Origin of the sequence: Negadavirga shengliensis, from assembly GCF_042652345.1 — a bacterium.
GTDB classification, from domain to species: domain Bacteria; phylum Bacteroidota; class Bacteroidia; order Cytophagales; family Cyclobacteriaceae; genus Negadavirga; species Negadavirga shengliensis.
Window position 1 is genome coordinate 489264 of sequence record NZ_JBHSJJ010000002.1, and the last position, 26863, is coordinate 516126.

The following is a 26863-nucleotide window of genomic DNA, read 5'->3' on the forward strand; positions in this document are numbered from 1 at the left end:
ATACAATAAAAGTATATGCCAAAATAAAAAGAGGTAATTTTTCATACCTCTAACGTGAGCTAATCCGGGATATATAAGGACCCGGAAATCCGGTTATTCATCATCCATATAACCGCCTGCACATATTTTGCACGAAAATCCCGATGATGAGGGGCTTCAATTATCAGCTGTGTCAGGAATTACTGATGGATTTGAGTTTTTTTTTAATGTTTCTATCGTAAATCGAATGTAAAAACAAATTTGATCACCTTACCCTGCAGCTCCGGAATTTCAAATGTTGGCATGGAGGCAACTACCCTTTTGCCCTCTTCCAACAGACTTTCATGGCGGGCGGATTTTGTTTTTTTGATTTTTTCGGATTCCTCACCGGTATATCCGATAACGACTATATCCTTAAATTCCACAAATTGTTCGTCAGGCTGAACCTCATGTACGGCTTTGATGGTGCCGTCTGGGTTTACCAGGGCATAGAGGCTAACCGATCCTACTTGACCGGCTGATCTGGCTGCTTTGGGATATTTTAGGTTTCTCTGAAGATGTTTCATCATCTCTTCCTCGGATTTTATGGGATCATTTTGCTTTTCCCCCCCTACATCAGCGGTCTGACCACCGCCTGACCCGCTGTCATTTATAACAATCGTTTCTTTCCCAGAAAGAGATACAAGAAGAAGGGCTACCACAGGTATAATGGCTAATCGGCCTATACCTGCAAACCGGTTTTGATTTTTGGTGTTCATCATGACTATTCTTTTTTTTAGGTTACTTGAATTTAGTGCTGTAAACAAAGGGGAATGAATGTTATTCAGGGCCATCCCCAGCATGGTCAGCTGGTATCCCTTCTTATCTGACGTCCGGATCACCACATCATCAGCGCGGAATTCCAGGTTACTTCTAATAGCCTGGGCATGGTACCAGGCAAAGGGGTTGAACCACTGAAGCAATAAAAGCAGTTCGGCCAGGATAATATCATAAAAATGCTGCTCGCGGGAATGGACCGCCTCATGATTCAATACCATATCCAAAGACGGATGGTTAAGTAAATTTTTTCCTATGACAATCCTGTCAAGAAAAGTGAAAGCCCGGTTATCTTCTTCCGACACCAAAACTTCCAGGTCACCGACATTTTTTCTGGTACAGCTTTTCCCTATTGCAGAAACCGCCATATATCCATAGATCAATTTTACCAGAAAATAGAGCACCCCGCACAGATACAGGCCAAACAAAAAGGCGGTCATGCCATTATAGATTTTTGTCCCGGTCCCGGTTGTCACCGGTAATAATACCTCGGCAGCGACATTATCTGAAAAATAACCAGTTGCCTGGCTGAGATGGGAGGTCGTTTGGATGGTGATCAGGGGAATTAAAAAAGCGGCAAGGAATGATCCAACAAGATAGATGCGGTTAAACACAAATTGCTTGCTTTTCCGAAACAGAAAATAATAGGTACCATAGAAAACCGCTGTGGCTATTGATACCTTCACGAGGTAATAGAGGGTTGGTTCCATGCTTATTTGGAATTTATAAGTTTCAGAATCGCTTCAATTTCTTTCTGATCAAGTTGCTCCTCCTCGATAAAGGATGCCACCGCTTTGGAAAAGGAGTTGTCAAAGTAATCATTTATGACCTTCTTCATGTATGCTTTTCTATAAGCCTCTTTCGAAAGCAGCGGAAAATATTCATAGGTATTTCCATATTGCTTAAAACCCACAATCCCTTTCTCCTGTAAGATCCGCACCAAAGATGAAATGGTATTGTAGGGAGGCTTTGGATCAGGAAATTCCGCTACCATATCCTTTACAAAGGCTTTCTCCAGGTTCCAGAGGATTTTCATTACCTCTTCTTCTTTTTTTGTAAGTCTCTCCATTTTACGGCTTTTTTAAATATGCTCATCAAATATACAACTGATAAATCAGTTTTTCAATTGTTTTATCAGTTATTTTACTAATTTTTTATTATTAAAGATTGACTGCTGTCATTTGGAGAATATGGTTCCTGTCCGGATATTGTTTTCCGCCATCAAGAAACCACATCAAATAGGTGCTAATTTCAGTCTTCTGTTCTGAGGTACTTCTAAAATCCTGTCAGTTTCGGAAATGTTTATCTCTCTTTAATCTTTCAATAGTCTATAGCACAAAACCCGAATTGGGAAGAGGGGAAGAATCAGGGCCCTTTCCCTAAAAATGAAAATGCTTTATCTGGCTGGTCTGATCCATTTTTCCCCAATCTGACATAACAATTGTATTTTTTTATGCTACTTTTGGACGGCTGTTTCTTGCATGCCTCTGAAATAAGGGTTTGGATGGAGAATCATTCAATACCTGGCATTATTTGAATTGAAAAAGCTTTATTTTTGATAAAACACGGAATTTAATGAAACCAAAGTTCGTCAAGATCAGTGAGGCCATTATTAAAAAGATAAAATCCGGGGAGCTGCTTCCCGGAGACAAGGTGCCGTCTGAAAACGAGTTGATCTCCCAATTCAAAGTAAGCAATACCACGGCTAGAAAAAGTCTCCAGGAAATAGAATCGAAGGGTTATGCGCAAAGGATAAAAGGCAAGGGAACCTTTGTGCTCAACAAAACCGAAGACCACCATTTGCTGAGGACATTGGGTTCCATAGATGCCACAAGGAGGGGATTTGATGAAAGCCTTAAGCTGGAAGGCTTCCTGCCCAAAACGATCGTCCTGGAAAAAACCGTCCTGGAACATGGGGTTTCAACAGAAATCAGCGGCAAGCACTATATCATGGAAGGACCTGTACTGAAAATCCACCAATTGAGGTATGCGGATGATTTGCTGCTAAAGGACGAGACCAAATATATCTCATTGAAGCTTTGCCCTAAAATCAACATGTTGTCCACAGACCTTTCCTATTTCAAAGTATACGAAGATAAATACCACTATAAAATCTCAGATGTAAAGCAAAATCTGAGTGCTGTCATATTGCAGCCGGATGACAATAACAACAATTTTGAAGCGGATGGGCCTTTACCTGTATTCGTTCTGGACAGTGCCGTGCTTTCCCAACCGGATTTGGTATTGGAACTGGAAAAATCCCTCTATCGCGGCGACAAATATAAATTCGCCATTATTGCCCACCCGGAATACAATGAAACGGTAACTTCTGGAACCAAGAGAGTTTAGAGCCTGAAGAGACAAGGTTGTTTCTTATGTTGGTTTGCATACCTGCCATTTCCGTCCACAGGACCCAAAGTTTGATTTTACGTCGCACCCACTTCTTCGTTACGGAAGGCCTGTCTTGGTTCTTTTTTACACCTTCTTATAGCGTTAAGTAATTCTTATGAAACATGGTCTATATCCATATTTAATACGCAAATAGAGCTTTCCCACAGTTATTTTTTATTAAAACCATGTTTTTGCTTGCATTTATATTCGTTTAGTAATATCATTGTATAATCAACTTAGAGCGTTAAGCAAAATGAGCCCAAAAATCCGATGGTTTGTATTGACAATGGTATTTATTGCTACCGGCCTTAATTTTTTGGATCGCCAGGTGCTGTCCATGACCATCATCAAAATTCAGGAAGAACTTGCTATCTCTGATATCGCCTATGGCTGGGTCAATACCGGGTTTTTGGTAAGTTATGCCCTGATGTTTACCGTTGGGGGCAGGCTCATTGACAAGGTCGGTGGCAAGCTAGGTTTGGGAGTATCCGTGGGCATCTGGTCTATCGCCAGTGCGCTCCACGGCTTTATGACCAATTTTTATCACCTATTGGGTTTCCGGTTTTTGTTGGGAGTAGGCGAAGGGGGATGCTTCCCCGGTGCAGCCAAAACGGTGTACGAATGGTTTGACAAAAAAGAAAGAGCCCTTGCCAATGGGATTGCCATAGGTGGAGCCGCCATTGGGGCCGTTATAGCCCCTCCCCTTACCATACTTATATCGGGCCAATATGGATGGAGGTGGAGTTTCATACTTCCGGGGTTGGCAGGTATCGTTTGGGTATTGATTTGGTTTGCCCAATCCTGGAAAAAAAGCCTGCACACTGCATCCCTACAACAGGCGCCCGGAATACAACGCGTGCAGATTCCTCTTTGGGACCTGTTAAAAATCAGGACAGTATTGGTGTTGATCCTGATCCGCTTTTTGCTCGATCCGGTTTTTTACTTTTTGATGTTTTGGGTCCCAAAATACCTGAACGAAGAGCGGGGTTTGTCCTTTGAAAAAATCGGCGAACTGTTTTGGATTCCCTTTTTGGCATTGGGCCTTTCAAATATACTGGGCGGTTGGTTTTCAGACCGGCTGATTGCAAGGAACCTTAGTATAAATGCCGCCCGGAAATGGGTGATGGGGCTTGCCGCCGCCATCACGCTGGTCGCCCCGTTTATCGCGACGGTTTCTTCCATTGAGCTGGCCTTCCTGCTGATGTCCCTGATGATGCTCGCCCACGGGTTTTGGATCACCAATTATATTACCGCCATTACGGATATCTTCGGCAAATACGCCACTTCCACAGTAGTAGGTCTCTCGGGGACAGCGGGGGCCATTTCCGGCATGATTGTCAATCCCCTGATTGGGGTTGTCGTCCAGAGCCATTCCTATACCCCGCTTTGGATCGTATCGGGAGTGATGTATCCCTTAGCCTTCATCCTGCTACTGGTGTTTATCCCAAAGATCAAGATGATGGAATTCAAGTTGGAATAAGTCTTTTAAAAGAGGCGTGAAGAAGAATTATTGACCAAACAAACATAGTGCGTTAACATTAGATAAAAACATTAAAGTCAAAACATGAAATCGAAGCATGATGCAAACATCACACAGAGGGAGGATTATCTATCATGCAAGATTCCATGCCTGCATGCTGAAGTGCATTACGGCACGCAAGCATATGGCCAATGAAAAACAATAATAAACATATGAAAGAACGGAATGAAACACACTTGCCGGAAACCAAATACCAGATTGTAAGAAGGGAGGAGAGCGCCCCAAGGATAGGGGTTTTTGGAGTAGGCTACTTTAAATACTGGTCCCAGTTTGATGGCTTGGTGGATGCCCTTTTGGAAAAACAAAAGGTCTTCATCCAAAAACTGAAAAAAAACCACGTGGAAGTGATCGACTTTGGTCTGGTGGACGATGCGCAATCAGCCTATGACCTGGTGCCCAAACTTCAAGCCGCCAATTTGGACTTGATTTTTTGTGACATGCTTACCTATGCCACTTCCAGCACTTTTGGCGTCATCATCAAAAACATAGCTACACCGATAGTTTTGGTGGCCCTGCAACCGGACAAAGCCATGGACTATACGAGGGCTTCTACCTATATGCAGTTATACAATGACGATGTCTGTTCCCTACCAGAGTTTGCAGGTGTGGCGATCAGGATGGGAAAGCGGGTACCCGAAGTGATTATAGGTACACTTTACGACGATCCTGAATCAGAAGAGTCCATTAATGAATACTGCCGGATAGCCAGGGTATTGCACGGACTTCGGACTGCCCGGATCGGCCATATAGGACATCCGATCGAAGCAATGTTGGATATGCATACGGATTCCACCATGCTCACCGCCCATTTTGGAATCCATGTGGTGCAATGTGAAGCCAATGAAATCGTAGGGCAATACCTCCATCATGTGAAAGACCAGGAAACAAAGGAAGAGGAACAAAGGATACTGTCATTTTTTGACACCCCGGACCCGGTATCCGACCCGATTTCGGAGAAATTGAAGCCGGAAGATCTAAAGGTTGCCGCCAAAGTTTCTGTTGCCTTGAAAAAATTCATCGCAGAGAAAAATCTGGACGGCCTGGCATATTATTACAACGGTGAGGACAACAGTGATACCCAGCTGGTCATGTCCAATCTGATCGTGGGCAATTCTTTATTGACGAGTTCCGGGTTTCCCATGTGCGGTGAATCCGATTTGAAATGTTGCATGGCCATGTTTATCATGGATAGGCTGGGCATCGGAGGAAGTTTCGCGGAATTTCACCCCGTGGATTTTAAAGAAAATTTTGTCTTGGTGGGTCATGACGGACCACATAATATTTCCATAGCGGAAGGGAAGCCAGTTCTCAGGTCTCTTAAAAAATACCACGGCAAGCCAGGTTTCGGCGCAGGTGTGGAATTCAAAATAAAGGAAGGTCCTATTACCATGTTGAGCATAAGCTCCACCTATGAAGGCAAATTCAAATTCGTGATAGCGGAGGGGGAATCCGTGGAAGGCCCCATCCCCCCTACAGGAAATACAAACACCAGGGGATTTTTCAAACCCGATGTGAGAACCTTTCTAACCAACTGGATTAAAGAAGGTCCTACCCACCACTTCGCACTCGGCATCGGGCACCATGCCAAAAGCATCCAGAAAATAGCCAATTACCTACAAATCGAATCTGTAATCGTGGGATGAATCCAAAATATAACCAAAAACATACACCTTATGAAAACACCTTTAAAAAGTTTGATCTTCGTTTTGGTTTCGGGCTTGTGCCTGAGCCAAAGCTACCTGTGGGCACAAGTAGGCGAAAAGCTTACGGTTAGCGGGAAGGTGACGTCTGCTGAAGACGGCAATACCATTCCTGGCGTGACCGTGTTGGAACAGGGTACTTCCAACGGTACCGCAACTGACATTGACGGCGGGTACCGTATAACCGTATCCGGCCCGAATGCCGTACTGCTATTCTCTTATGTGGGATATGTAAGGGAAGAAGTACAGGTAGGCAACCGGTCTTCACTTGACATCCAACTTGAACCCGACCAGCAGCAGTTGAACGAAGTAGTGGTCGTAGGGTATGGTACCCAGCGGAGGAAAGACCTGAGTGGATCAATAGCCCGAATTACCAGCGACGAATTCCTGCAGCCTTCTGCTGTAAGTTTTGACCAAATGCTCCAAGGCAAAGTTCCAGGAGTGCAAATCAACCAAACCACAGGAGCACCGGGGGGAAACGTGAACATCCTTGTCCGGGGCGTCAGTTCCATCACCGGCGGCAATCAGCCATTATATGTGATTGACGGATTCCCGGTAGACGGTGGCAGCAATTCGGATATGCGGGGATATGGTGCCTCCAGTTTTTCTTCGGAAAACATGGCTTCCAACACCTCCAACCGCATCAATCCCCTGACTTCCATTAATCCCGCTGACATCGAATCCATAGAAATTCTGAAAGATGCATCCGCCACTGCCATTTACGGTTCCCGCGGATCAAACGGTGTAGTCATTATTACTACCAAAAGGGGATCCTATGAACAGGCTCAGATCAGTATAGACGCATCCTATGGTTTTCAGGAAGTGGCCAACAAGCTGGAATTGATGAATGCACGTCAATATGCCGAGTATGTGGCCGACGGAAGGGATAATGCATGGGTATATGCCGGCGGATCCAAAGACGATCCAAATTCCGTCAGAAGCGTGGCCACCCGGGTCAGACCGGAATTCAGAAACCCGGAATCCATCCCTACTGATACAGACTGGCAGGACGTGATTTTCAGGACTGCTCCCGTGAGAAACGTACAGGTGTCTTCCCGGGGCGGGACGGATAAATCAAATTTTTTTATTTCAGGAGGTTATTTTTCCCAGGAAGGCGTTATCATCAATTCCGACTATAACCGGTTTAACCTTCGGGTGAATTTTGACGCACAGATAACCGACAGAATCAGAATAGGTACTTCTACCTATGGCTCATATGGTTATGGCAGGTTTGCCAACACGGAATCTCATTACGGACAAGGAGGCATTCTGTCCAATGCGTTGGCCGCTTCCCCTACCATCCCTGTCTATGATGACGAGGGCAATTATTATTTCAACCAAGCTGACGTAACCGACGGGTTGGGCTTTTTGGCCAATGTCTTGGCCGTAAGCGAAGGTGCCCAGGACAGAAGAAAATTGATGAATGTATTTACCAATAATTATATTGAGGTAGATATTACCGAAGATTTGATGTTCAGGTCCTCTGCCGGAGTCAATTTTACCTCCAACAACACCCGGCTCTGGAGATCTTCAGCCGTTCCCCAGTTTACCAACCTGAACTACCCCGCTACAGCCGGGGCTACCAAAATCGAAAACCTCAACTGGTTGAATGAAAACACCCTTACCTTTAATAAAGTAATTGACAACAAGCATTTTCTGAATGCGGTGGTGGGTTTTACAGCGCAAAAAAACAGTACCGACAGGCTGTCAGCCGGAGCCGCCGATTTCCCCACTGACTATGTGACTTATTTGTCCGCAGGAATTGTCAATGCAGGTACACAGACATTGAATGAATGGACGCTGTTATCTGGCATGGCCCGGGTAAACTATTCCTATGATGGCAAGTACCTCTTCACGGCTACCGTGAGAAGGGATGGAAGTTCCCGTTTTGGAAGCAATTATAAATGGGGTTCCTTTCCTTCATTTTCCGTAGGATACAATCTGGCTGAGGAAAACTTCCTTTCAGACGCGGGATTTTTGAGCAATTTAAAACTGCGGGCCAGTTACGGTATTTCGGGAAACAACCAGATTGGCAACTACACCCATATCGGCCTGTTGTCCACCACCCGTTATATCGATGGGGGCAATCTGGTAGCCGGCCTGGTCCCCAGCAGCCTGGCCAACGACGACCTGACATGGGAGATCTCCAAACAAACCAATTTCGGGTTGGATCTGGGTCTTTTCCAGGACAGGATCAACCTGACTGCAGACCTTTACAGGGACCTAAAAACAGACCTGTTGCTGGCAGTCCAACTCCCCGCCGCATCAGGTTTTACCAGTTCCACACAAAATATCGGGGATGTTGAAAACAGAGGCCTTGAATTGGGTTTGAATACCGTCAACATCAACAAAGCCAATTTTGGGTGGAACAGTAACTTTACTTTTACGGCCAACAGGAACGAGGTGCTGAGACTGGCCACAGAAGGTGGCAGGATCGCCAATTCCCCTTTCCAGATCACCCAGGTAGGCTATCCGGTATCAAGCTTCTTTTTGATCAATAAGCTAGGCGTATTCATGAACAGCGAGGAACTGGAGGGAGCGGCCTTGTTTCACCCCAACACCCAGCCTGGAGATTTGAAGTTTGAAGATGTGGATGGAAACGGGGTAATCAATCAAAACGACAGAAAAATAGTAGGCGACCCTTGGCCTGATTTCATTTGGGGCATGGACCACAATTTCAGGTGGAGAAATTTCAGTCTAGGTATTTCCGTCGTAGGTTCCCAGGGTGCACAGACTTATCTGGAGGCCGGCGGAGCTTTGCTGGGTTCAAATGGAGTGCAAAACGGTCTGGCCATACAAGACAGAAGGTGGAGATCGGAAGCAGATCCAGGTGATGGCATTATGCCCAGGGCCATCCGTAGCAACCATGCCTTGGGATTTGGCACTTCTTCCCATTACCTTTTCGATGCTTCTTTTGTCCGGATTAGAAATGTGATGTTAAGCTATGACATGCCGCAGGAACTTACCTCCCGGCTCAAGTTGAGACATATGAATGTATATGCCAATATCGCCAACCTGTACACATTCACGGACTACCCTGGCTATGACCCCGAGTCCTCCAGCACAGGCGACAACGTGGTCAATTCGGGAATTGATTATTTGAATTACCCACTGCCACGGACCTATACATTGGGAATCAAAATCACCTTATAACCCAAAATTCTTCAGTCATGAAACCGAGCATGACGAAAACATTACCAAACGGGATGATTATCAACAAGCGAGGTTCCATGTGACTATTGAAAATTAAACTATCAACACATGAAAAAATATTATATATACCTGTTCTCTCTGACCATGTTATCCGCCTGTTCGGACTTTCTTGACCTTCAGCCAGAACACCAAATCAGCGATGGATCCTTTTACCAAAATGCCGACGACTTTCGCACCGCGCTAATAGGAAGCTACGGTGGATTGCAAAACCTGCACAACACCGCCCTGGTTTATCTGGGTGAACTGCCGACTGATAATGCGGAGGTACGCTGGACCTCGCCAACGGTGGCCGAGGTAGAGTTGGAGGAGGTAAATTTTACCCCCGCCAACGGATTTCTCAACACTGTGTGGAGCATTTGCTTCACCACCATTTCCAGGTCAAACAACATTCTTTCCAGATTAGATGAGGTGGAAATGAACGAACAAACCAAGAACCAATTCAGGGGAGAGGCTTTGTTTTTAAGGGCATATAGTTATTTCCAGCTGGTGAGGATATTCGGCCCTGTTCCTGTAGTCGAGGTTGCTTTCCGCAGTCCGGTGGAAATTGACGCCTTTGACATGTCCAGAAAACCTGTGAGTGAGGTTTATGGACTGATAGTCAGTGACCTGAATCAGGCCGCCGCCTTGTTGGACGGGGTAACGGGCCTAAGCAAGTCCAGGGCCTCTACGGGGGCGGCCAAAACGTTACTGGGCAAGGTATACCTTACCCAAAACGAATTTGGAGCTGCCGAAAATGTATTGAAAGAAGTGATAGACGCTGATACCTATTCCTTAATGGATGATTATAAAGTTCTTTTCACCAACGGCAATGATGACCTGCCAGAATCTATTTTTGAAATTAAATACATGTCGGGTAACCTCGGGGTTGGAAACAATTTCTCCAGTATCTTTACTCCGGCCAGATTTGATATGGATATATTTCCGAACGCGATGCAAGGATCCGGCCGCGTTTTACCTACCCAGGACATTGCGGATACCTATGAAGAAGGTGATTTAAGAAGAGCCCTTTCCATCGGGGATTCTGTATTGTTGAATACAGGGAATTACGAAAGAGAATTGCATGGCTTGAAATTCGTGGATTTCACCACAGGTGTCCAGGGAGACGGCGGTATCAACTTCACCACCCTTCGTTATGCGGATGTGCTATTGATGTATGCAGAAGCCCTTAATCAAAACGGCAAACAGGACGAGGCATTGACATACCTCAACCAAGTACGTGACCGCGCTGGCCTAAATGGTCTAGCTGCCCTGTCCCCGGAAGCATTGGCACTGGCCCTGGAGCATGAAAGAAGGGTGGAGTTTTTTCTGGAAGGACACCGCTGGTTTGACCTCGTCCGTACTGGCAGGCTACTGGCAGTCATGAATGATTATTTTCAAAGAAACAACTTAAGTTTCCGGGCGGAGGAGCACAATTTGATCATGCCCATACCACTTCGTGAAATCGATATTAATCCCAATCTTGGACAAAACCCCGGATATTGATGTTCAAACGGTTGAAAATTTCAAAATTCTTTTGGTTATGGATTGCAGGGCTCTTTTTCTGTTCCGCCACCCATGCCCAAAAGCACCTTAAGGGCAAGCCTTTCAACAACATCACGTTGGAGGCTTCCCTCAAGCCATTTAAAAAAAATGATGCCGCCTATATCAGGGAAGTGGCTTCGGAAATGTTTGTACAATGGCATTCCCTGTTGCGGCATGCGGACACTGTGTCCGTGATGTTGTGGACCAGCGATGGGTCTGAAATCCTAGACTACAAAGGAGATTTCGACCAGCCCCTGGAATGGGCCATGTATATGGGTAATCCCAACACGGCCCATGAAGTGGGATCAGGGCCTGAAGAACTGTCCCTTCATGAAAGGGCTTACCTGTATATGGAAGATCCCCCCTCTTTTACATATGGCGACCTGGCCTTTATCGTCAATACATTGAAAGAAGAGGGGCGGAAAGTAACCGGCAAACCGATCATGGTAGGGGCTACTTTCGATCCCGGGCCTGAGTTTGCCAAATCGCCCTTTAAATATGAAAAACACCCGGAAATATTGGGAGGCAATGCCATGGGACACAAGACTTTTGTAAGTTGTTATTCTGTCTTGAATGCAGATGCTGACCCCTATGCCGGATTTCCAGAGGGTATCCCCGACCAAACACCTTTTGGAACGTTTTTCGGAAGACAGAGCCAGCATTTCCTCACGGATCTTGGATTTGATTATATCTGGTTCAGTAATGGTTTCGGCTTTGGTGCTGAAGGCTGGTCATCCACGGGTGCCATTTTCACCGGAGAGGAATTTGAGCAGGAAAAGCTGAGCGGAGCCACTGCTAAAATATTGGAATTCTGGAAACTTTTCCGACAGGAATGCCCTCATTTTCCTATCCAGACCAGAGGAACAAATCTTTCGGTGGGTGCCGACTTAGCCAGGGATGCCGTGGACCACAGAAATATCTATGAAGGCGGTTTCAACATGCTCCCGCCTCCCAATTCACCCTGGGCAGCTTTGGACGGCGACTTCGGCTTGGAATTGGTAGGTTATATGTCCAGGATGGCGGAGTTGCCGGATACCAGGTTTCCCTTCCGGTTCTATACCCATGACCCATGGTGGATCAACAGCCCCTGGCTGGACAGGTATGGGCGAGAGCCACATGATATTTACCTTCCCATGGCCGTGGGAAGAATCGATGAAAACGGAAAGATCGGCGTACCTACCCATTTGAATTTTCTGACCATTGATGACACCTATGGCAATATGCCAACCCAAGTACCTGATGAGGTGATCCCGCATATCCTAAAGGCCCGGTATGATCTACCAACGGCCCCAGGGCCGTTGGTATGGGTCTATCCGTTTGACGAATACCATGATTGGGCACAAAAATATGAAGACAGACTGCCGGAAATATATTACGGTGACTGGTTCATCAGGCAAGCCATCAACAGCGGGTTGCCGTTGAATACGGTGATTTCAACTTCTTCATTCCAGAAAGCCTTATCCAAGAAACCAGCGCTGTTTGAGGAATCGGTGTTGATCACCATAGCACCGGAAGAGGGTTCAGCCAACGAAAACGCATTGATGGAGTTTGTGAAAAACGGAGGAAGATTGATTGTGTTTGGCCCGGTGGAACATGCGGGAAAAGATTTTATGGATTTTCTCAACCTTGAAAACACACCTCCTATGGAAGGCGAAATGAAAATCATTCACAGCGATATCCTTAAAGGAATTAGCAAAGGCGATCCAAACCTCCTTAATCACAGGCCTTTGTTTTCCGGAGGTGCCTTCCGCAGTAAAATCAAGGACCCAGCCGACAACCATACCCAATTGCTGGCACGGGTAGAAAAAGCAGGGGAAAGCAGGGACATGTCATGGTCACGCAGCTTGCCCGAATGGAAAGGAGGTAAGGTGGTGTATCTAAGAGGTACCAATTCAAGCAGTTTCACAGGAGGCCGTTTGCTGACTCCCGATGACCCTGAAAAGTACTTTATCGGCCCAACAATGTTAAGACAGGTTCTTGCGATATTTGACCTGGACTTCGTTATAGAAAAACCGCATGTTGCAGTCAAAGATCCTGTCCTCACCATCAACAGGTCGGACAATGCATTCATTTTCTCAGGTTATAACCCCAATTCCATCGTAAAACAGCATTTTAAGTTTGCGCAGGGCGCACCGCTGTTGCTGGGCCTGGAGACCATATTGAAGAATGGATATTCCACTTACACGATGCCCACTGCCTGGCACAGGGAATGCCGGGTGTTTGTGGAACAGGCTTCCGGTCTGCTCTCATACAAGGAGCTGCATTCCGGACAGAAAGGGATCAGCAAACGATACCAGGTAAGCGGCCTTGAAAATGCCACTGTAAGGATCTATGTAGCTGATGGTATAGGTAGTGAATCACTGAATGTTTACTTGAATTCAGGCTATCCCTGGAAAAAAGGGCAGATACCTTTTGAGAAAGGTCTTGACTTCAAAGGCAACTACTTTGAAGTCAAAGATGTAACAGGAGCCCTTGTGTTTTCCTGGTAACTGTATAAGAACAAATAACCTCAAGGAACCTAAAACCGGTTAACAATATCCATGACATGAAACGCTTCAAAATAATTCCTTTTTTGCTTTCAGGACTGTGTTACCTGTCCCTTCAAGGACATGGTCAGGATGAAAACATGCATGCCAAATTCTATAAAGGCTTCAAAAATCCTCCCCTCCAATCCCGTCCTATCGTTTACCATTGGTGGCTCGGTGGCCATGTGGACTCCACAAGATTAAAAGAAGAATTGGTGGCATTCAAGGACGCCGGCATTTCCGGCTTTACCATATTCGAAATCGGTTCCCGTGACACTGTACTGGTGGGTACAGGCCCCGCCTACTTGGGCGACGAGTCTTTGCAGACCATAAAGCTGGCCATCGAGGAAGCAGGAAAACTGGGGTTGGAAGTGGGGCTGAACACGGCAAGCAGCTGGAATGCCGGGGGAAGTTGGCTGACGCCACAGCACGCCGCCAAGTCCATTTACCAGTCAAAGGTCTCGATAGAAGGAGGCAAAACTGCCAAAATCAAAGTGCCTTTTCCCGATATCCCTGAAAAAGATCCACGTGGAAGAACACGCATGATTGCCTACGGAAGCGATAGCAAACCGGAATATTCAGAGGAAATTGCCGTTTTGGCCATACCTGAAGCAATGCAAATTAGCTTGATGGATACCAGCAAGATCCTGGATGTTTCCAATTACTTCGATCCCACAACAGAAACACTCACATGGGATGCCCCCGCAGGCAAATGGAAAATCATCCGTTATGTATGCTCCAACTCCGGAGAAAACCTCATCTTGCCCAGCAAATATTCAGCCGGTCCGATTGTGGACCATTATGATGCGGAGGCCACAGCTTTCCATTTCAACTATATCATCGAAAGGTTACAATCCGTATTGGGAGACCTCAGGGACACTGCCCTGAAGAGCCTGTATATGGCAAGTTACGAGGCCAGAGGATTTACATGGACACCCACTTTGCCCACCGAATTTAAGAATATCAATGGCTATGATGTCACCAAATTCATCCCATTGCTTTTCGACGAGGTAAAATTTTCGGATGAAGCGCAAGCGAACTTCAAAGCCGATTTCCAAAGAACTTTGTCCGAATTGATGATCAATAATTTCTATATCAAATCCAGAGAGGTGTGTAATGCCCATGGCCTGAAAAACAACAGCGAAGCGGGAGGTCCCGGCCTTCCACTTCACAATGTCCCCGTCGAACCCATCAAAGCACTGGGCAAGGGGCTGGATATACCCAGAGGAGAGTTCTGGATCAACCATGGCAGGTTCAACGAAGAGGGTATTGACATCCTCCGGGTTGTAAAGGAAGTTTCCTCGGCTTCTCATATCTATGGAGCAAAGGTGGTGGAAATGGAAGCCTTTACCACCTTTCAGCACTGGCAGGAAGGTCCTTTTGAAATGAAACCCATCGGGGACAGGGCTTTTGCCGAAGGCATGAATAAAGTGGTGGTACATGGCTCCACGCACAATCCCGAAGGCACCGGTTATCCGGGGATTGTCTACCATGCCGGGACCCACTATAACGATAAAAGAGTATGGTGGCCAAAAATCAAACCCTTCAACGAATACCTGTCGAGGATTTCATATGTGCTTCAGGAAGCAGATTTCACCGCGGACGTGCTGTATTACTATGGCGACACCATTCCCAATTACGGTGGCCACAAACACAGCCGGTTTTCTCCCGGATCAGGCTACGATTATGAAATCGTAAACACGGAAATCCTCCTTGGACTGGAAGTGGAAAATGGACAGTTGATCATCCCTGGGACAGGGGCTGCCTTTAAATTACTGGCGCTTACAAAAGAACATGAGATACATCCGGAGGTCTTGATGAAACTTCGCGAATTGGCCCGTCAGGGAGCTGTCATTATTGGCCCCCAACCTAAAAAGATAGCCACCAGAAAATTAAGGCCGGATATGCCCCACATGGAGGATTGGCTGGAGCAGCTATGGAAACCTTTTTCTCCTCAAAGTTTTAAACAAAGAGATCCATTTATTTATTCTGGGGCAAAACCCTCCGAAGTGCTGGCCTCAATGCAGGTTGGCCCAGATTTCGACTATCCGGACAGGGACCTGTTTACCCTGGACCATACCCATTACAAAAAAGACAACCTGGATTTTTATTTTGTCGTCAACACCACCGACCAATGGCTATCCAGAAACCTGAGCTTCAGACAAACCAACAAAACTCCTGAAATTTGGGATCCGGTTTCCGGAAAAATCATAACAGCGTGCATTTACGAAGAAAAGGACCATTATACAACCCTCCCCCTTTCCCTGGCCCCTTTCGAAAGCAAGTTTGTTGTATTCAGGCCGGGGACAGGCACCCCGCACTATTCAAGTTTGCAGGGGGCCGATGGGCTTCTTCCAGTTTTTCAATACCTGGAGGACGGGATTGATATATGGGAAACGGGGACCTACCATCTTTTCAATGAGGGTGATACCGTCAGCGTCAAAAATCATATGGACAAAAAAATATTGGAAGGGGCATGGGAAGTATTTTTCCCGGAAGGATGGGGCGCTCCATCAAAGGCCATATTCCCCGATTTGTCATCCTGGACCCAATCCACCGATGAGGGAATCAAATATTTCTCTGGCACCGCCCGATATGAAAAAAGATTTGTCCATGCTCCGCATCCCCACACATTCACCGAAAGTAAAACCTACCTCGATTTAGGAGATCTTTCGCATGTGGGAGAAGTTTGGCTGAACGGGCAGTCTTTGGGAATTACTTGGGCCAAACCCTATCGGTTCGACATCACAGCCCACATACAGCCCGGTATCAATACGCTGGAAGTAGAGGTGGCAAATACTTGGTCCAACAGGATCGCTGGCGATGCCACCACCGGTGAAAAATACACCCAAACCCATATTACGGAAACCAATATAAAAGGAATCAATCATATACGGGTTCCGTGGAAAGATGTGCCTTTGATCCCTGCGGGATTGTTGGGACCGGTCTCCATCATCACCACCCAGCCGGTCTCCATGCCCAAACAACTTCAGGCTGCCCAGATATTTTCGGATCATATGGTATTGCAAAGGGGAGGCAGTATACCTGTATGGGGTGCAGGAACGCCCGGAGACCGGATAAGTGTGAAGTTGGGAGAGGAAACAGCAGAAACCAGTGTCGACATGCAGGGGAAATGGAAGGCGGAATTGCCACCTTTACCTGCCGGAGGCCCTTACACCATGTGGATAGAAGGGCGAAAAAAAAAATGAATTCCGGGATGTTCTGGTAGGTGATGTGTGGTTTGCCTCTGGCCAATCCAACATGGAACACCCCATCATGGGTTGGGAATGGATTCCTCATTCTTCCATTATGGATGCTGAAAAGGAATTATCGGATGCGGATTTTCCTGAAATACGCCTGTTTTCCGTTCCCCTACACCCCTCACCGGAACCTCTTAAAGACTTTTGCAAAGGGGAATGGGAATTGGCCGGACCAAGGTCACTGGCGGATTTTTCCGCTTCTGCATGGTTTTTTGCCAAAAACCTCTATCAAAGCCTGAACATCCCTATTGGAATCATCCACAGTTCTTGGGGAGGCACTTCTATCCTCGCATGGACCAATCAAGCGGCCCTGGAAGATTTCAGGGATTCCCTGGAAATAGGGGATTTTTCTGAAGTATATGATCCCAATACCTGGAAAACAGTGGTTCAGGAGTCCATCGAAAACCAAAGACAACGCAGAATCCAAATGAGTTATCCAAGGCCAGAAATAAAAGAACTGGTTCTGGATGACTCATACGATGACAGTCAATGGGAAGAAGTGGACCTGGCAAAGGATGAGTATGAACATGGTTATGTGGTTTGGTTACGAAAAAAATTCCGGGTCCCTGAGGACCGAAAAACAGACTTCTTCCTGAGCCTTGGTTTTCTTAACCGGCAAAGCCATGTATATATCAACGGAAAAGAACTTGGCTATTTCCAATATCCCGCCCCCGTAAAAGCGAAAGTTCCGGCAGGCTTGCTAAAACCCGGCGAGAACTTGATTACCATCAGACTTTCCAGCCAATGGGGAGCTGCGCGTTTCCATGGCGATGAGGATATGTTTTTTCTACAGGACTCCCATGGCACATTCTTCTTACCCCTCCACAACGGGTGGAAAACAAGGAGCGAATTAGCGCCCATATTACCGGAAAAGCCGTCCTATGCTAACCATCCGGGCTTTTTGTTCAATGGCATGGTGTCCCCTGTGATCCCATATGGGATAAAGGGGTTTATCTGGGACCAAGGATCGGCGGATATCGGAAGGGTCAATATGTATTCCCGGCTGTTTAAACGCCTTATTAACGATTGGCGAAGTTTTTGGGGAGACGATCAGCTTCCATTTTTGTTTGTCCAAAACACCAACACCCATACTTCTCATGAATTTGAAAAAAGATCATTTGGAAGAAGTCATTTGAGAGAAGCTCAGGCAAGAGCATTGGAGTTGCCACACACGGGCATGGTGGTGTCCGTCGACATAGGTGACCCTTATGATGTTCATCCTAAAAACAAACAGGAGTTTGGACGCAGGTTGGCGTTGCAGGCTTTGCGAAAGGTGTACGGTAAGGATATCACAGCCGATGGACCGTTTTACCAATCTCATACTGTAAGAGGTGATACCGTGGTGGTCAGCATAAAAGACAACAGTCACCAGTTTACGGAACTGAAACATGAAGGGGATGATTGCGGTTTTGAGTTGGCTGATGAAGCAGGTGATTTTTTCCCCGCAAAAGCGTTATTGGTAGGAAAAGAGATATATGTAAGATCCGGGAAGGTGGCCAGGCCAAAGATGCTGCGGTATGCATGGGGTGACAATCCCAAAACCTGTGTGTTTAACGGTTCAGGTTTGCCATTGGCTCCTTTTTATGTGGAAATCAATGAAGACCATTAGGTTTTCAATTGGAGGAGAAGATGGTTTTGTTAACCGGGACCAATGTTCTACTATTCGGCAAAGTTTCTGTTTGGCATCGGTCATAAAAAATGGGAGCTGTTTGAGGGGCAAAATGTTTGGTTTTTTTGGACGGTCTATAAAAATACGCACTGGCTCAGTTCATGGTAATTCTTCCAATTAAAGTTGGTTACTGTATTTATATGAACCAATCCGAAAACTATGCTTCTCCCCTACTACCCTAAAAACGTGACATTTTACAGCGTAAAATTAGAAGGTTACTTTGTATAGCATGATAATTGGATCTTCAGGATCCGGTATAGATAGTTTTGAATTCATTTTTAAATGAAATTCAATCTGCCTGCATTATTATGTCGTCAAAGACTTTTCTCGCATAATCATATCCCATTTTGGCGGCTTCTTTTTCCTCCTTTTTAAACCCTACGCTTTTCATTTCCCAACATTTGTCAATAGCTTTTCGACACCATTCAGCACTTGCTTTTTCTCTGATTGGATTTCCATCAACCAACACAAAAATCGGATTGGTATGGGCACTGGCATAAACCCTTATTGCAATCCAACTGGATCTTTCAATTGGAAAATCAAATTTCAGATTATTCCAATTTCCATCTGCTATTATTTCTTGCTTTTCAACAGAAACACCATTTACAATCAATTCAATTGGTATTTTTCTTGAATTTCCAATTCTTGCCCTTTCTATATGCCAATAAGGTGATTGGTATTCACCCCGGGATGCTATGATACTGCCGATTTCATCCTGAATTTCAGAAAGGAATGCAGCGGCATTAACAGAAATATCCAATACCGTATTTTTCTTTACTTTCAATTCACTGTTATTATCGCCTAAAACGACGTCGTTTATTTGAAAATCAATAAGATGTGAAAACCCATCAGATACATAGCTTCGGCCAATTTTCAATGCCTCCATATAATTAGAGAATGATAATTCTCCATCCAATTTGGCATAAATTCTACCTGATCCAACACGTTCATCGGATATACAAGGGAAATCTGTTTCACCACTAATCCTCGTTCTGAATCCACTGTTAAGTGTATGGTACCACATATTCAATTCCGCTGGAGCAGGCGTATTTCCCATTGAATAAAAATCCACCACATCATGCGTAACGGTAACAATGAATTCATTTGCGCCTATGCCATCCATTTTCGGCAAAACATAATTCGGCAGTTCATCTGTGGGTTGTACCGGGTAAAGTCCAAGTCCTGAATGCGCATATCCTGTAACTCCCCCTTGTTCTTTGGCCCAAGTCAGAATCGGTAATGTCCAACTGGGCCAATCTTCAATTACAGAAGTATTGGGATAATCATCCTCCTTCAGATTTAAGAGCACCAAGTGGCCTGCATGTGAAGAAGGAAAACCTGAAACTTCAATATCATATCTCAAAATATTATTAAGGTCCGAAAACGGATGATCCTTGCCGGTAAAATATTTTTTTTGATGGTACCAGCTTGGGCCCCAGGTAAGGTTGCTTCCCAATTTCAAATCTTCCCCTTGAATTTGCCTCCACATATGTTCGGGAAGCACACCTTCTTCTGGGCTTTCATAATGGGAACAACCCGCAGCATGGATATGATGGTCTCCACTAAACCATCCTAAAGAAGCCATATTAATCCATCTTTTAAGAGAAAAATCAACTTCCATAGCGTCAATTTTTTCAGGAACAATTATTTCTTTATGCTGAATATGGTATTCTGGTCCTTTTCCATAGACCACCTGAAATTTACCGGGTGGTAAATAAATATATTCTCCATCCATTCTATATACTTGAGGCTGAAAGAAGAAGTCAGGAAACTCATCCCGCGATGCCACCCTTCTTGAAGGAAGTGGATAAATGCCGTTCAGTTTATTTTTGGAGGAAATTTTATGGGTTAACGCTTTATTTGCCGGCTCTTCCCAATGCCTTGTCATAGCCATTTTATTCCGATAATCTTCAGGATAATATGACTGAGGTTCACTTTTTGAAAACCGGTCAATACCATCTGTAACAATAAATGAAGCAATGGTGGAAGCCCCATCCCAATCATTAACATTGAAAGTCACTTTTACAGCCGGTTGAATATCGAAAAGTATATCAATGGTATTTCTAAACCCAATGTCCTGTGTTCCCTGACCTACGTTAAATCCGATTTTGACTTCTTTTTTCCCTGATACTTTACTAAAGATTTGAATAATGGCATATTCTAAATCAAATCCTGATAAATTCGGTTTTAAGGGACGATCATTAAACATTTGTATTTCCAAAAATCGATTATCCAATTGACCAGCGCTTAAAAAATTTTTCTCATCCATTCGGTGGTTGCCAGTGGATCTGTGAAGGACGGGTAACGAGTTGGGGCTTTCAGCTTCTATAACCGACGTTACATGTGCTTGATTGTGAACTTTAACCAAAAATGTAGACCAACCTTCCTCCATCAAAATAGGTTCTGCAGCTCCTTGAAAAACTTTAACTCTGGATTCCGGATTGATTTCAATTGAAGCCAAACAAAAGGGGTCGAGGATTTCCTGAACCCTTCTTACCGATTCCTTGGTGAAAGGCATCTCTTGTATGGAATTTAAATTTTCCAAATACTCCGTAGGAAGAGAGCTTCCAATAAAAGATAATGCCTCTCCTACTCTAATCGCATTGGCAATCAATGGCTGTGGCTCAATATTCTCCAGTAATTGCACATTTTGTGCATGGTGGTCATGGTGTTGCGCCCAAAGGGAGGAAGTTGATGACACCAGAAACAGGAACAGCAATGTTTTTCTCATAATTCAAGTTATCGGTCACTTTGGAGTGTAATGAAACATTTTAAGTTTACCTTGTAATTGAAGTATTCCCGAAAATCCTGCGGATTTTAGCTTGGTTAATAAAGTTAAAAATATCTACCGTGATTTTTATCGATTTTGTCTGTTTTAGGAATAAAATGGGTTCAAAAAGGCTTTAAATGTTGTGCGGATTTTTTCTGGCGTCATTTTACCCCAAACTTTAAAATCCGGTCTGTCTTTAAATACCTATGGATTTTTCACTGTTCATTATCGAGCAGAAAATGTCCGGAATTTTATTCGTTTTTTTCGGTAAATACCTGAATCAGATTGGTTTTGACGGTTTTTTAAATTGGCATACATATAGAAAGGGCCTGGTGGAATTCCGGTTTATATAAAATCAAAACCTATCCAAAATCAGTTTCAACGTAGATCCCCATGAAAACCGAAAATGCAATCTTACATCAGGAGCAATATGTTTCCCAAAAAAGAGTCGGTCTTTTTTTAATTGTTCTGATAATGTTAACTGCTGTCGCCCATCTCGCCATTTCCAAAACCGGAAATGGGAATGTCTCAAGTCTGCTGATCATGTGGACACCGGGAATAGCGGCAATCATCGCAACCATCGCTTCCAAAAGAGATTTCAGGGAATTTGGATGGAAACTCAGTGCCAAATGGATGGCCCTGGGCTGGCTGTTGCCAATTCTCATCGCCACCCTTGCCTACATGTTGATTTGGCTTCTGCAGCTGGCAGATGTGCCTAATCCCACCTTTCTGGAACGGGCCCGGCTCACCTTAGGGATGGATACCCAAAGCGATGCGCCGGTTATTATTATGGCATTTTTTTACATTACCTTATTCAATTTAATCCCTGCCGTGATTTTGGGTTTAGGTGAAGAATTGGGATGGAGGGGCTTTTTGGTCCCCGAACTTTCTAAATGGACCGGATTTAAAAAGGCCGGCTGGATCAGTGGAATTGTCTGGGCCCTGTGGCACTTTCCCGGAATTATATCGGGTGGTTATGGAGATTCCTCTGCACCACTAGCCTATCGGATATTCTGTTTTTCTGTACTGGTTGTTTCAGCAGCAATTATTTTTGCTTGGCTGAGAATGAAATCCGGCAGCATTTGGCCGGTTGCCATTTTCCACGCGACACATAACGGGGTGGTCCAGGCTTTTTTTGGACGGATCACCGAAGATTCAGGAACTTCAGCCTATTTTACAGGGGAGTTTGGGCTTATGTTGCCTTTGATTACATTGGTTTTGGCATTCTTCATCTATCAGAAGGCAGATGAGAGTCAAGGCGCAAAGTTTCATTTAGGGTAAATATGGACTAAAAACAGTTCCATTTGGAGGCGTTTTCGGTTATTAACACAACAAGGGGATTCAAAGCGTATTTTGAAAAAATGTCACTGAAGGAAAGAATAAAATGATTGTGATCAATGTTGTAAGTCCTAACTGTTGCCGGGATCTGGGCGGAAAAGTTATTTGGAAGATTGAAGTTATGAGTCACATTTACCATAAAATTTGTTGCTCCTACGTTAAAATTCTATTTCAGATGCAAAGTCCTTAACCTGTTATAAAAACCTCCCGTATTCAATTGAAGATCCCACCAATCATTGCTGATCCAGGGAAGGCTGGGATTGATGCTATAGATTTGGTGATAGTCCAGGTCTTGGGAGCGGAAAATCTGCCTGTTGTTGAGGTTATCCTTTTCAGGCTGAAAATTAGCTATGGCATTTTTGGTGTGGCTGTATTCCAAAGAAAGGCTGGCTCTTTTGATATTGATGTCGGTTATGAAACTCTTGATAAGCGCCGGCCAGAGACCTGGATTCCCTGAAATAAATGTATTGGGATCCATGAAAAACACAAAACGGGGCCAGGTCATTAAAAGTAGGTCTCTGTATTCTACTGGAGTAACCAAAATTGAGGTTCAGGTTATCATGGATTGTTTTTTTATAAAAGATACTGGGGAAGAAATTGCCAAACCCCTGAGATTCCTGGTCTTTTTCCTGATGATCCAATGCGATGATCAATTTTAAAACCGGCTTTCACAGTGGCTTTCTTGGATTTGTGACACGGGATTTTCATTGCCGCCTCCATCGGTTTTTCATAAATTTCTATGATGGAAAAACTGCCCAAATAGGCTGATTTCAGTCCAAAAAGCGGTATATTTATAGAAGGGAAAAAGGCAGCGGACTAAAAACAAAGCGCCTTTATTATCAATATTAAACTGTTAATAATCAAGGTTTTAGGAAACAATTTTCTTCGGAGGGCTGTGGCCATGCTACGAAATTGGCACCAAAGAAAACTCCTGAAAGCTTCTAACCGATTAATTTACAGACACATTGATTTATGCGTAGTTTCTGAAAAATGTTAACCAGGTTTGAGAAATTGCAAAAGTCGTTCGGTGAAAGTGTAACGGCGCATTGGAAACTGATCATTATCAGGCCCAAGTATCAATTTTCGGTCTTTATTGCCTTAGTTCCACTGTTGATTTCAATACTCACATTATTCGAGGTACACACGTCGAGAATGCAGGCATGGTTCTTTTCCTCCGTTTCCAGAGATTTGATTTTTCATACAGAAGCAGGCCCGGCAGCCGCCCCATTGTCTTCCACCCGTGGACCATATGATTTGAGGCTTGGGTATGCCCAACTACCTCAATTTATGACAACCCTTACCGGTTCCGAATATCAAGTTAAAGCACAGGCCCGGGTTTCTGACCGTATTCATTGGCTATCAAAATTCGGTATTCACCCGATTTACCGTCAGAAAAACCAGGCCGGATTAACCTTACTGGCCGAGGATGGACAACCGATCTATATGAATAGATTTCCGCAAAGGGTATATGAAAGTTATAGTGATATACCTCCGGTGCTTGTCCAAACACTGTTATTTATTGAAAACCGCACGCTGCTTGACCCGGGCAAGCCATATATGAACCCCGCCATTGAATGGAACCGGCTAGGGAAAGCTGCTATGGAAAAAGTCCTGTCCAAAATGGGCAGCCCGCGGTCGGTACCGGGAGGAAGTACACTTGCCACACAGCTTGAAAAATTGCGCCACTCGCCGGAGGGAGTCACAAAAAATGTTTGGCAAAAAATGCACCAAATGTTGTCTGCTTCGTTACGGAGCTATCTTAACGGAGAGCAAACATTTGAGTCCCGGAAGAATATCGTGCTCAACTATTTCAATGCACTACCGCTTGCCGCAATTCCTGGTTTTGGGGAAGTGATCGGTTTGGGTGACGGTATGTGGGCTTGGTATGGAGTCGGGTTCGAAGATTACAATAGCCTTTTTTTTGCCGATGCCGATGATTTGACCAAAGAAGAAAAGGAAGTAAGAGCTGAAATGTTCCGTCGTGTACTCAGTTTGTTCATTGCCCAGAGACGTCCCTCTTATTACCTTAAAACAACAGAAGGCCGCCTGCATCTGAACCAGATGACGGATAGTTATTTGAAAATACTGTTGCGTAAAGGAATGATTTCTCCCGATCTACATCAACCTGAATACCAGATGGGCACAAATCTGCGCCGGGTTGCACCGGAACAGGCCGCTGTCTCATTTATAGACCGTAAAGACGCCAATTCTGTCCGTACAGAACTGTTGAATCTACTTCAGGTCAACAGCTTATACGATCTCGACCGATTCGATTTAACTGTTCAAACCACTTTTAACAGAGAGGTGCAGCAGGCGGTTACACAAGTGCTTCAGCGGCTGCATGATCCCGGATTTATCCGCAAGAAAGGATTCGAAGGGTTTCGGCTTATTTCCGGAGATCCGGAAAGTATTAAGTATGCGGTAGTGCTTTATGAAAGAACACCCCAGGGCAATTTACTTCGTGTTCAGACTGACAATGTCAACATGCCCCTAAACATCAACAACGGTACAAAGCTAGAGCTGGGATCCACTGCCAAACTCAGGGTGCTTATAAATTATCTAGAGATCATCAGCGACCTTTATGAGACTTATGCAGGTGCCACTTCACAGGAACTTCGGCAGATTCCTACTCCGCAAAGAGACACGATCAAGCGGTGGACCCTTGATTACCTGGCAAATCATCCAGAGGCAACCCAACGGCAATTACTTGAAGCAGCAATGCAGCGCAGATATTCCGCAAGTACATCTGAACGTTTTTTTACCGGTGGCGGAATGCATAGATTCAATAACTTCGATGGCAAACACGAAGGTCTGATGATGACTTTATCCGAGGCGTTCAACCACTCTGTTAACCTTCCCTATATCCGGCTGATGAGAGACATTGTTTATTACTACGCCGTGCGCCTGCCGGGCAACCCCACCAGTATGCTCGACGATCCTCACGACCCGCGCCGCCTGGAATATTTATCGCGCTTTGCCGATATGGAAGGCCGGCAGTTTATGGATCAGTTTTACCGTAAATACGTAGGTAAAATTGGAGATGAACTGATCAGGGAAGCATTGAAAGACCGCCAAACCAATCCGAGACGTGCAGCTTGGATTTTCCGTTCCATCCGGCCCGAAGCTTCGATAGAAGAGTTTCTTGCAATCAGGGATATTCACATAGTACCTGCCCCTCAGGACAAGATTGCCGCATTCAACCGGGCAGCCATTGAACCACTCAACTGGCAAGACCGCGGATACCTGGCCAGCGTTCATCCCCTTGAATTATGGCTTGTTTCATATCTCTATCATAATCCCGGTGCCAGCATGGCCGACTGGTCAGGAGCCAGCGCTGAGGTGCGACAGGAGGTGTACAGGTGGCTTTTCAAGCACCGAAATAAACGAGCCCAGGATAACCGGATATGGCAGGTAATAGAAAAAGATGCTTTTTTTGAGATACACAAGGCATGGCGTAAAGTAGGTTATCCTTTTCCCTCTCTGGTACCCTCTTACGCCACAGCCATAGGCTCATCCGCCGACAGACCTGATGCTCTTGCTGAACTGGTTGGCATCATATTAAATGACGGCATCAGAATGCCAATGGCTCACATCGAAAAGATACACTTTGCCTCTGGTACACCCTACGAAACGGTGATAGAACGGGAGCCTGCCGAAGGTGTGCGTGTGATTTCATCCGAAGTAGCAGCAGTGGTACACGAGGCAATGGTAAAAGTCGTGGAAAAGGGAACTGCGCGCAGAGTTGCCGGTTCTATGATAACATCAAAGGGCAAGGTTTTGACTATAGGGGGTAAAACCGGTACCGGGAATAACCGGATCCAGGTTTTCGGTGCAAGGGGCACGTTGCTGGAATCAAGGACTCTGAACCGTACATCCACACTTGTATTTTTCATTGGTGATCAATTCTTTGGTACCATTACTGTATATGTTTCAGGCCGTGAAGCTTCAGGGCATGCTTTCACAAGCTCGCTGTCTGCGCAGTTACTTCGTCATCTTGCCCCTGAATTACAACCGCTTTTTGATGGCCAATTACCTAAAGTATGAAACCTTCCATTGGGTCAAAATCCCTGTCATGGTGCTGTAACCAGTGTAAAGATCTGTTTATAACCGAATTAATTTTAATCTTTGGTCCATGGCAAGA

Annotated in this window: 15 protein-coding genes; 10 read left to right on the plus strand and 5 right to left on the minus strand. The window is 45.1% G+C overall.

Annotated elements, in window-relative coordinates; translation table 11 throughout:
- Positions 1 to 212: 212 nt before the first annotated feature.
- Both ACFPFU_RS04910 and ACFPFU_RS04915 read right to left on the minus strand, forming a co-directional pair.
- Entirely contained in the window at positions 213 to 1505 is a 1293-nt protein-coding gene (locus ACFPFU_RS04910; RefSeq protein WP_377062096.1) for a M56 family metallopeptidase, read from the minus strand.
- 2 nt (positions 1506 to 1507) lie between these two features.
- Positions 1508 to 1864, minus strand: coding sequence for a BlaI/MecI/CopY family transcriptional regulator (locus ACFPFU_RS04915; protein WP_377062098.1), 357 nt, complete (start codon positions 1862 to 1864; stop codon positions 1508 to 1510).
- Positions 1865 to 2370: 506 nt separating this feature from the next.
- On the opposite strand from ACFPFU_RS04915, the gene ACFPFU_RS04920 reads away from it, so the two are divergent.
- The 8 genes from ACFPFU_RS04920 (at position 2371) to ACFPFU_RS04955 (ending at position 18554) form a co-directional block, all read left to right on the plus strand.
- Positions 2371 to 3144 (plus strand): GntR family transcriptional regulator, encoded by a 774-nt coding sequence (locus tag ACFPFU_RS04920; RefSeq protein WP_377062100.1) that lies wholly within the window; start codon positions 2371 to 2373, stop codon positions 3142 to 3144.
- Between the two features lie 295 nt (positions 3145 to 3439).
- On the plus strand, positions 3440 to 4666 hold the full coding sequence (locus tag ACFPFU_RS04925; RefSeq protein WP_377062102.1) for an MFS transporter: 1227 nt from the start codon (positions 3440 to 3442) through the stop codon (positions 4664 to 4666).
- Positions 4667 to 4878: 212 nt separating this feature from the next.
- A complete protein-coding gene (locus tag ACFPFU_RS04930) occupies positions 4879 to 6369 on the plus strand; it encodes an arabinose isomerase (protein WP_377062104.1) in 1491 nt (496 codons plus the stop codon).
- Between the two features lie 30 nt (positions 6370 to 6399).
- On the plus strand, positions 6400 to 9579 hold the full coding sequence (locus ACFPFU_RS04935) for a SusC/RagA family TonB-linked outer membrane protein (protein WP_377062106.1): 3180 nt from the start codon (positions 6400 to 6402) through the stop codon (positions 9577 to 9579).
- Between the two features lie 108 nt (positions 9580 to 9687).
- Positions 9688 to 11121 carry a RagB/SusD family nutrient uptake outer membrane protein gene (locus tag ACFPFU_RS04940; RefSeq protein ID WP_377062108.1) on the plus strand — a complete coding sequence of 478 codons (1434 nt, stop codon included), beginning with the start codon at positions 9688 to 9690 and terminating at the stop codon, positions 11119 to 11121.
- On the plus strand, positions 11121 to 13649 hold the full coding sequence (locus ACFPFU_RS04945) for a hypothetical protein (protein WP_377062110.1): 2529 nt from the start codon (positions 11121 to 11123) through the stop codon (positions 13647 to 13649). Before ACFPFU_RS04940 ends, ACFPFU_RS04945 begins: the two co-directional genes overlap by 1 nt.
- 56 nt (positions 13650 to 13705) lie before the next feature.
- A complete protein-coding gene (locus tag ACFPFU_RS04950) occupies positions 13706 to 16894 on the plus strand; it encodes a glycosyl hydrolase (protein ID WP_377062112.1) in 3189 nt (1062 codons plus the stop codon).
- Positions 16895 to 16946: 52 nt separating this feature from the next.
- A complete protein-coding gene (locus tag ACFPFU_RS04955) occupies positions 16947 to 18554 on the plus strand; it encodes a sialate O-acetylesterase (RefSeq protein ID WP_377062114.1) in 1608 nt (535 codons plus the stop codon).
- A 349-nt stretch (positions 18555 to 18903) separates the two neighbouring features.
- Here ACFPFU_RS04955 and ACFPFU_RS04960 read toward each other — a convergent pair whose 3' ends face one another.
- A complete protein-coding gene (locus ACFPFU_RS04960; RefSeq protein WP_377062116.1) occupies positions 18904 to 21345 on the minus strand; it encodes a CehA/McbA family metallohydrolase in 2442 nt (813 codons plus the stop codon).
- A 513-nt stretch (positions 21346 to 21858) separates the two neighbouring features.
- Here ACFPFU_RS04960 and ACFPFU_RS04965 point away from each other — a divergent pair.
- Positions 21859 to 22665 (plus strand): CPBP family intramembrane glutamic endopeptidase, encoded by an 807-nt coding sequence (locus ACFPFU_RS04965; protein ID WP_377062118.1) that lies wholly within the window; start codon positions 21859 to 21861, stop codon positions 22663 to 22665.
- A 223-nt stretch (positions 22666 to 22888) separates the two neighbouring features.
- Here ACFPFU_RS04965 and ACFPFU_RS04970 read toward each other — a convergent pair whose 3' ends face one another.
- Together ACFPFU_RS04970 and ACFPFU_RS25690 are read right to left on the minus strand one after the other, a co-directional pair.
- Positions 22889 to 23182, minus strand: a complete 294-nt coding sequence (locus tag ACFPFU_RS04970) for an outer membrane beta-barrel protein (protein ID WP_465263025.1) — start codon at positions 23180 to 23182, stop codon at positions 22889 to 22891.
- On the minus strand, positions 23067 to 23375 hold the full coding sequence (locus ACFPFU_RS25690) for an outer membrane beta-barrel protein (RefSeq protein WP_465263024.1): 309 nt from the start codon (positions 23373 to 23375) through the stop codon (positions 23067 to 23069). Before ACFPFU_RS25690 ends, ACFPFU_RS04970 begins: the two co-directional genes overlap by 116 nt.
- 790 nt (positions 23376 to 24165) lie before the next feature.
- On the opposite strand from ACFPFU_RS25690, the gene ACFPFU_RS04980 reads away from it, so the two are divergent.
- Positions 24166 to 26766 (plus strand): transglycosylase domain-containing protein, encoded by a 2601-nt coding sequence (locus ACFPFU_RS04980; protein ID WP_377062122.1) that lies wholly within the window; start codon positions 24166 to 24168, stop codon positions 26764 to 26766.
- Positions 26767 to 26863 lie beyond the last annotated feature (97 nt).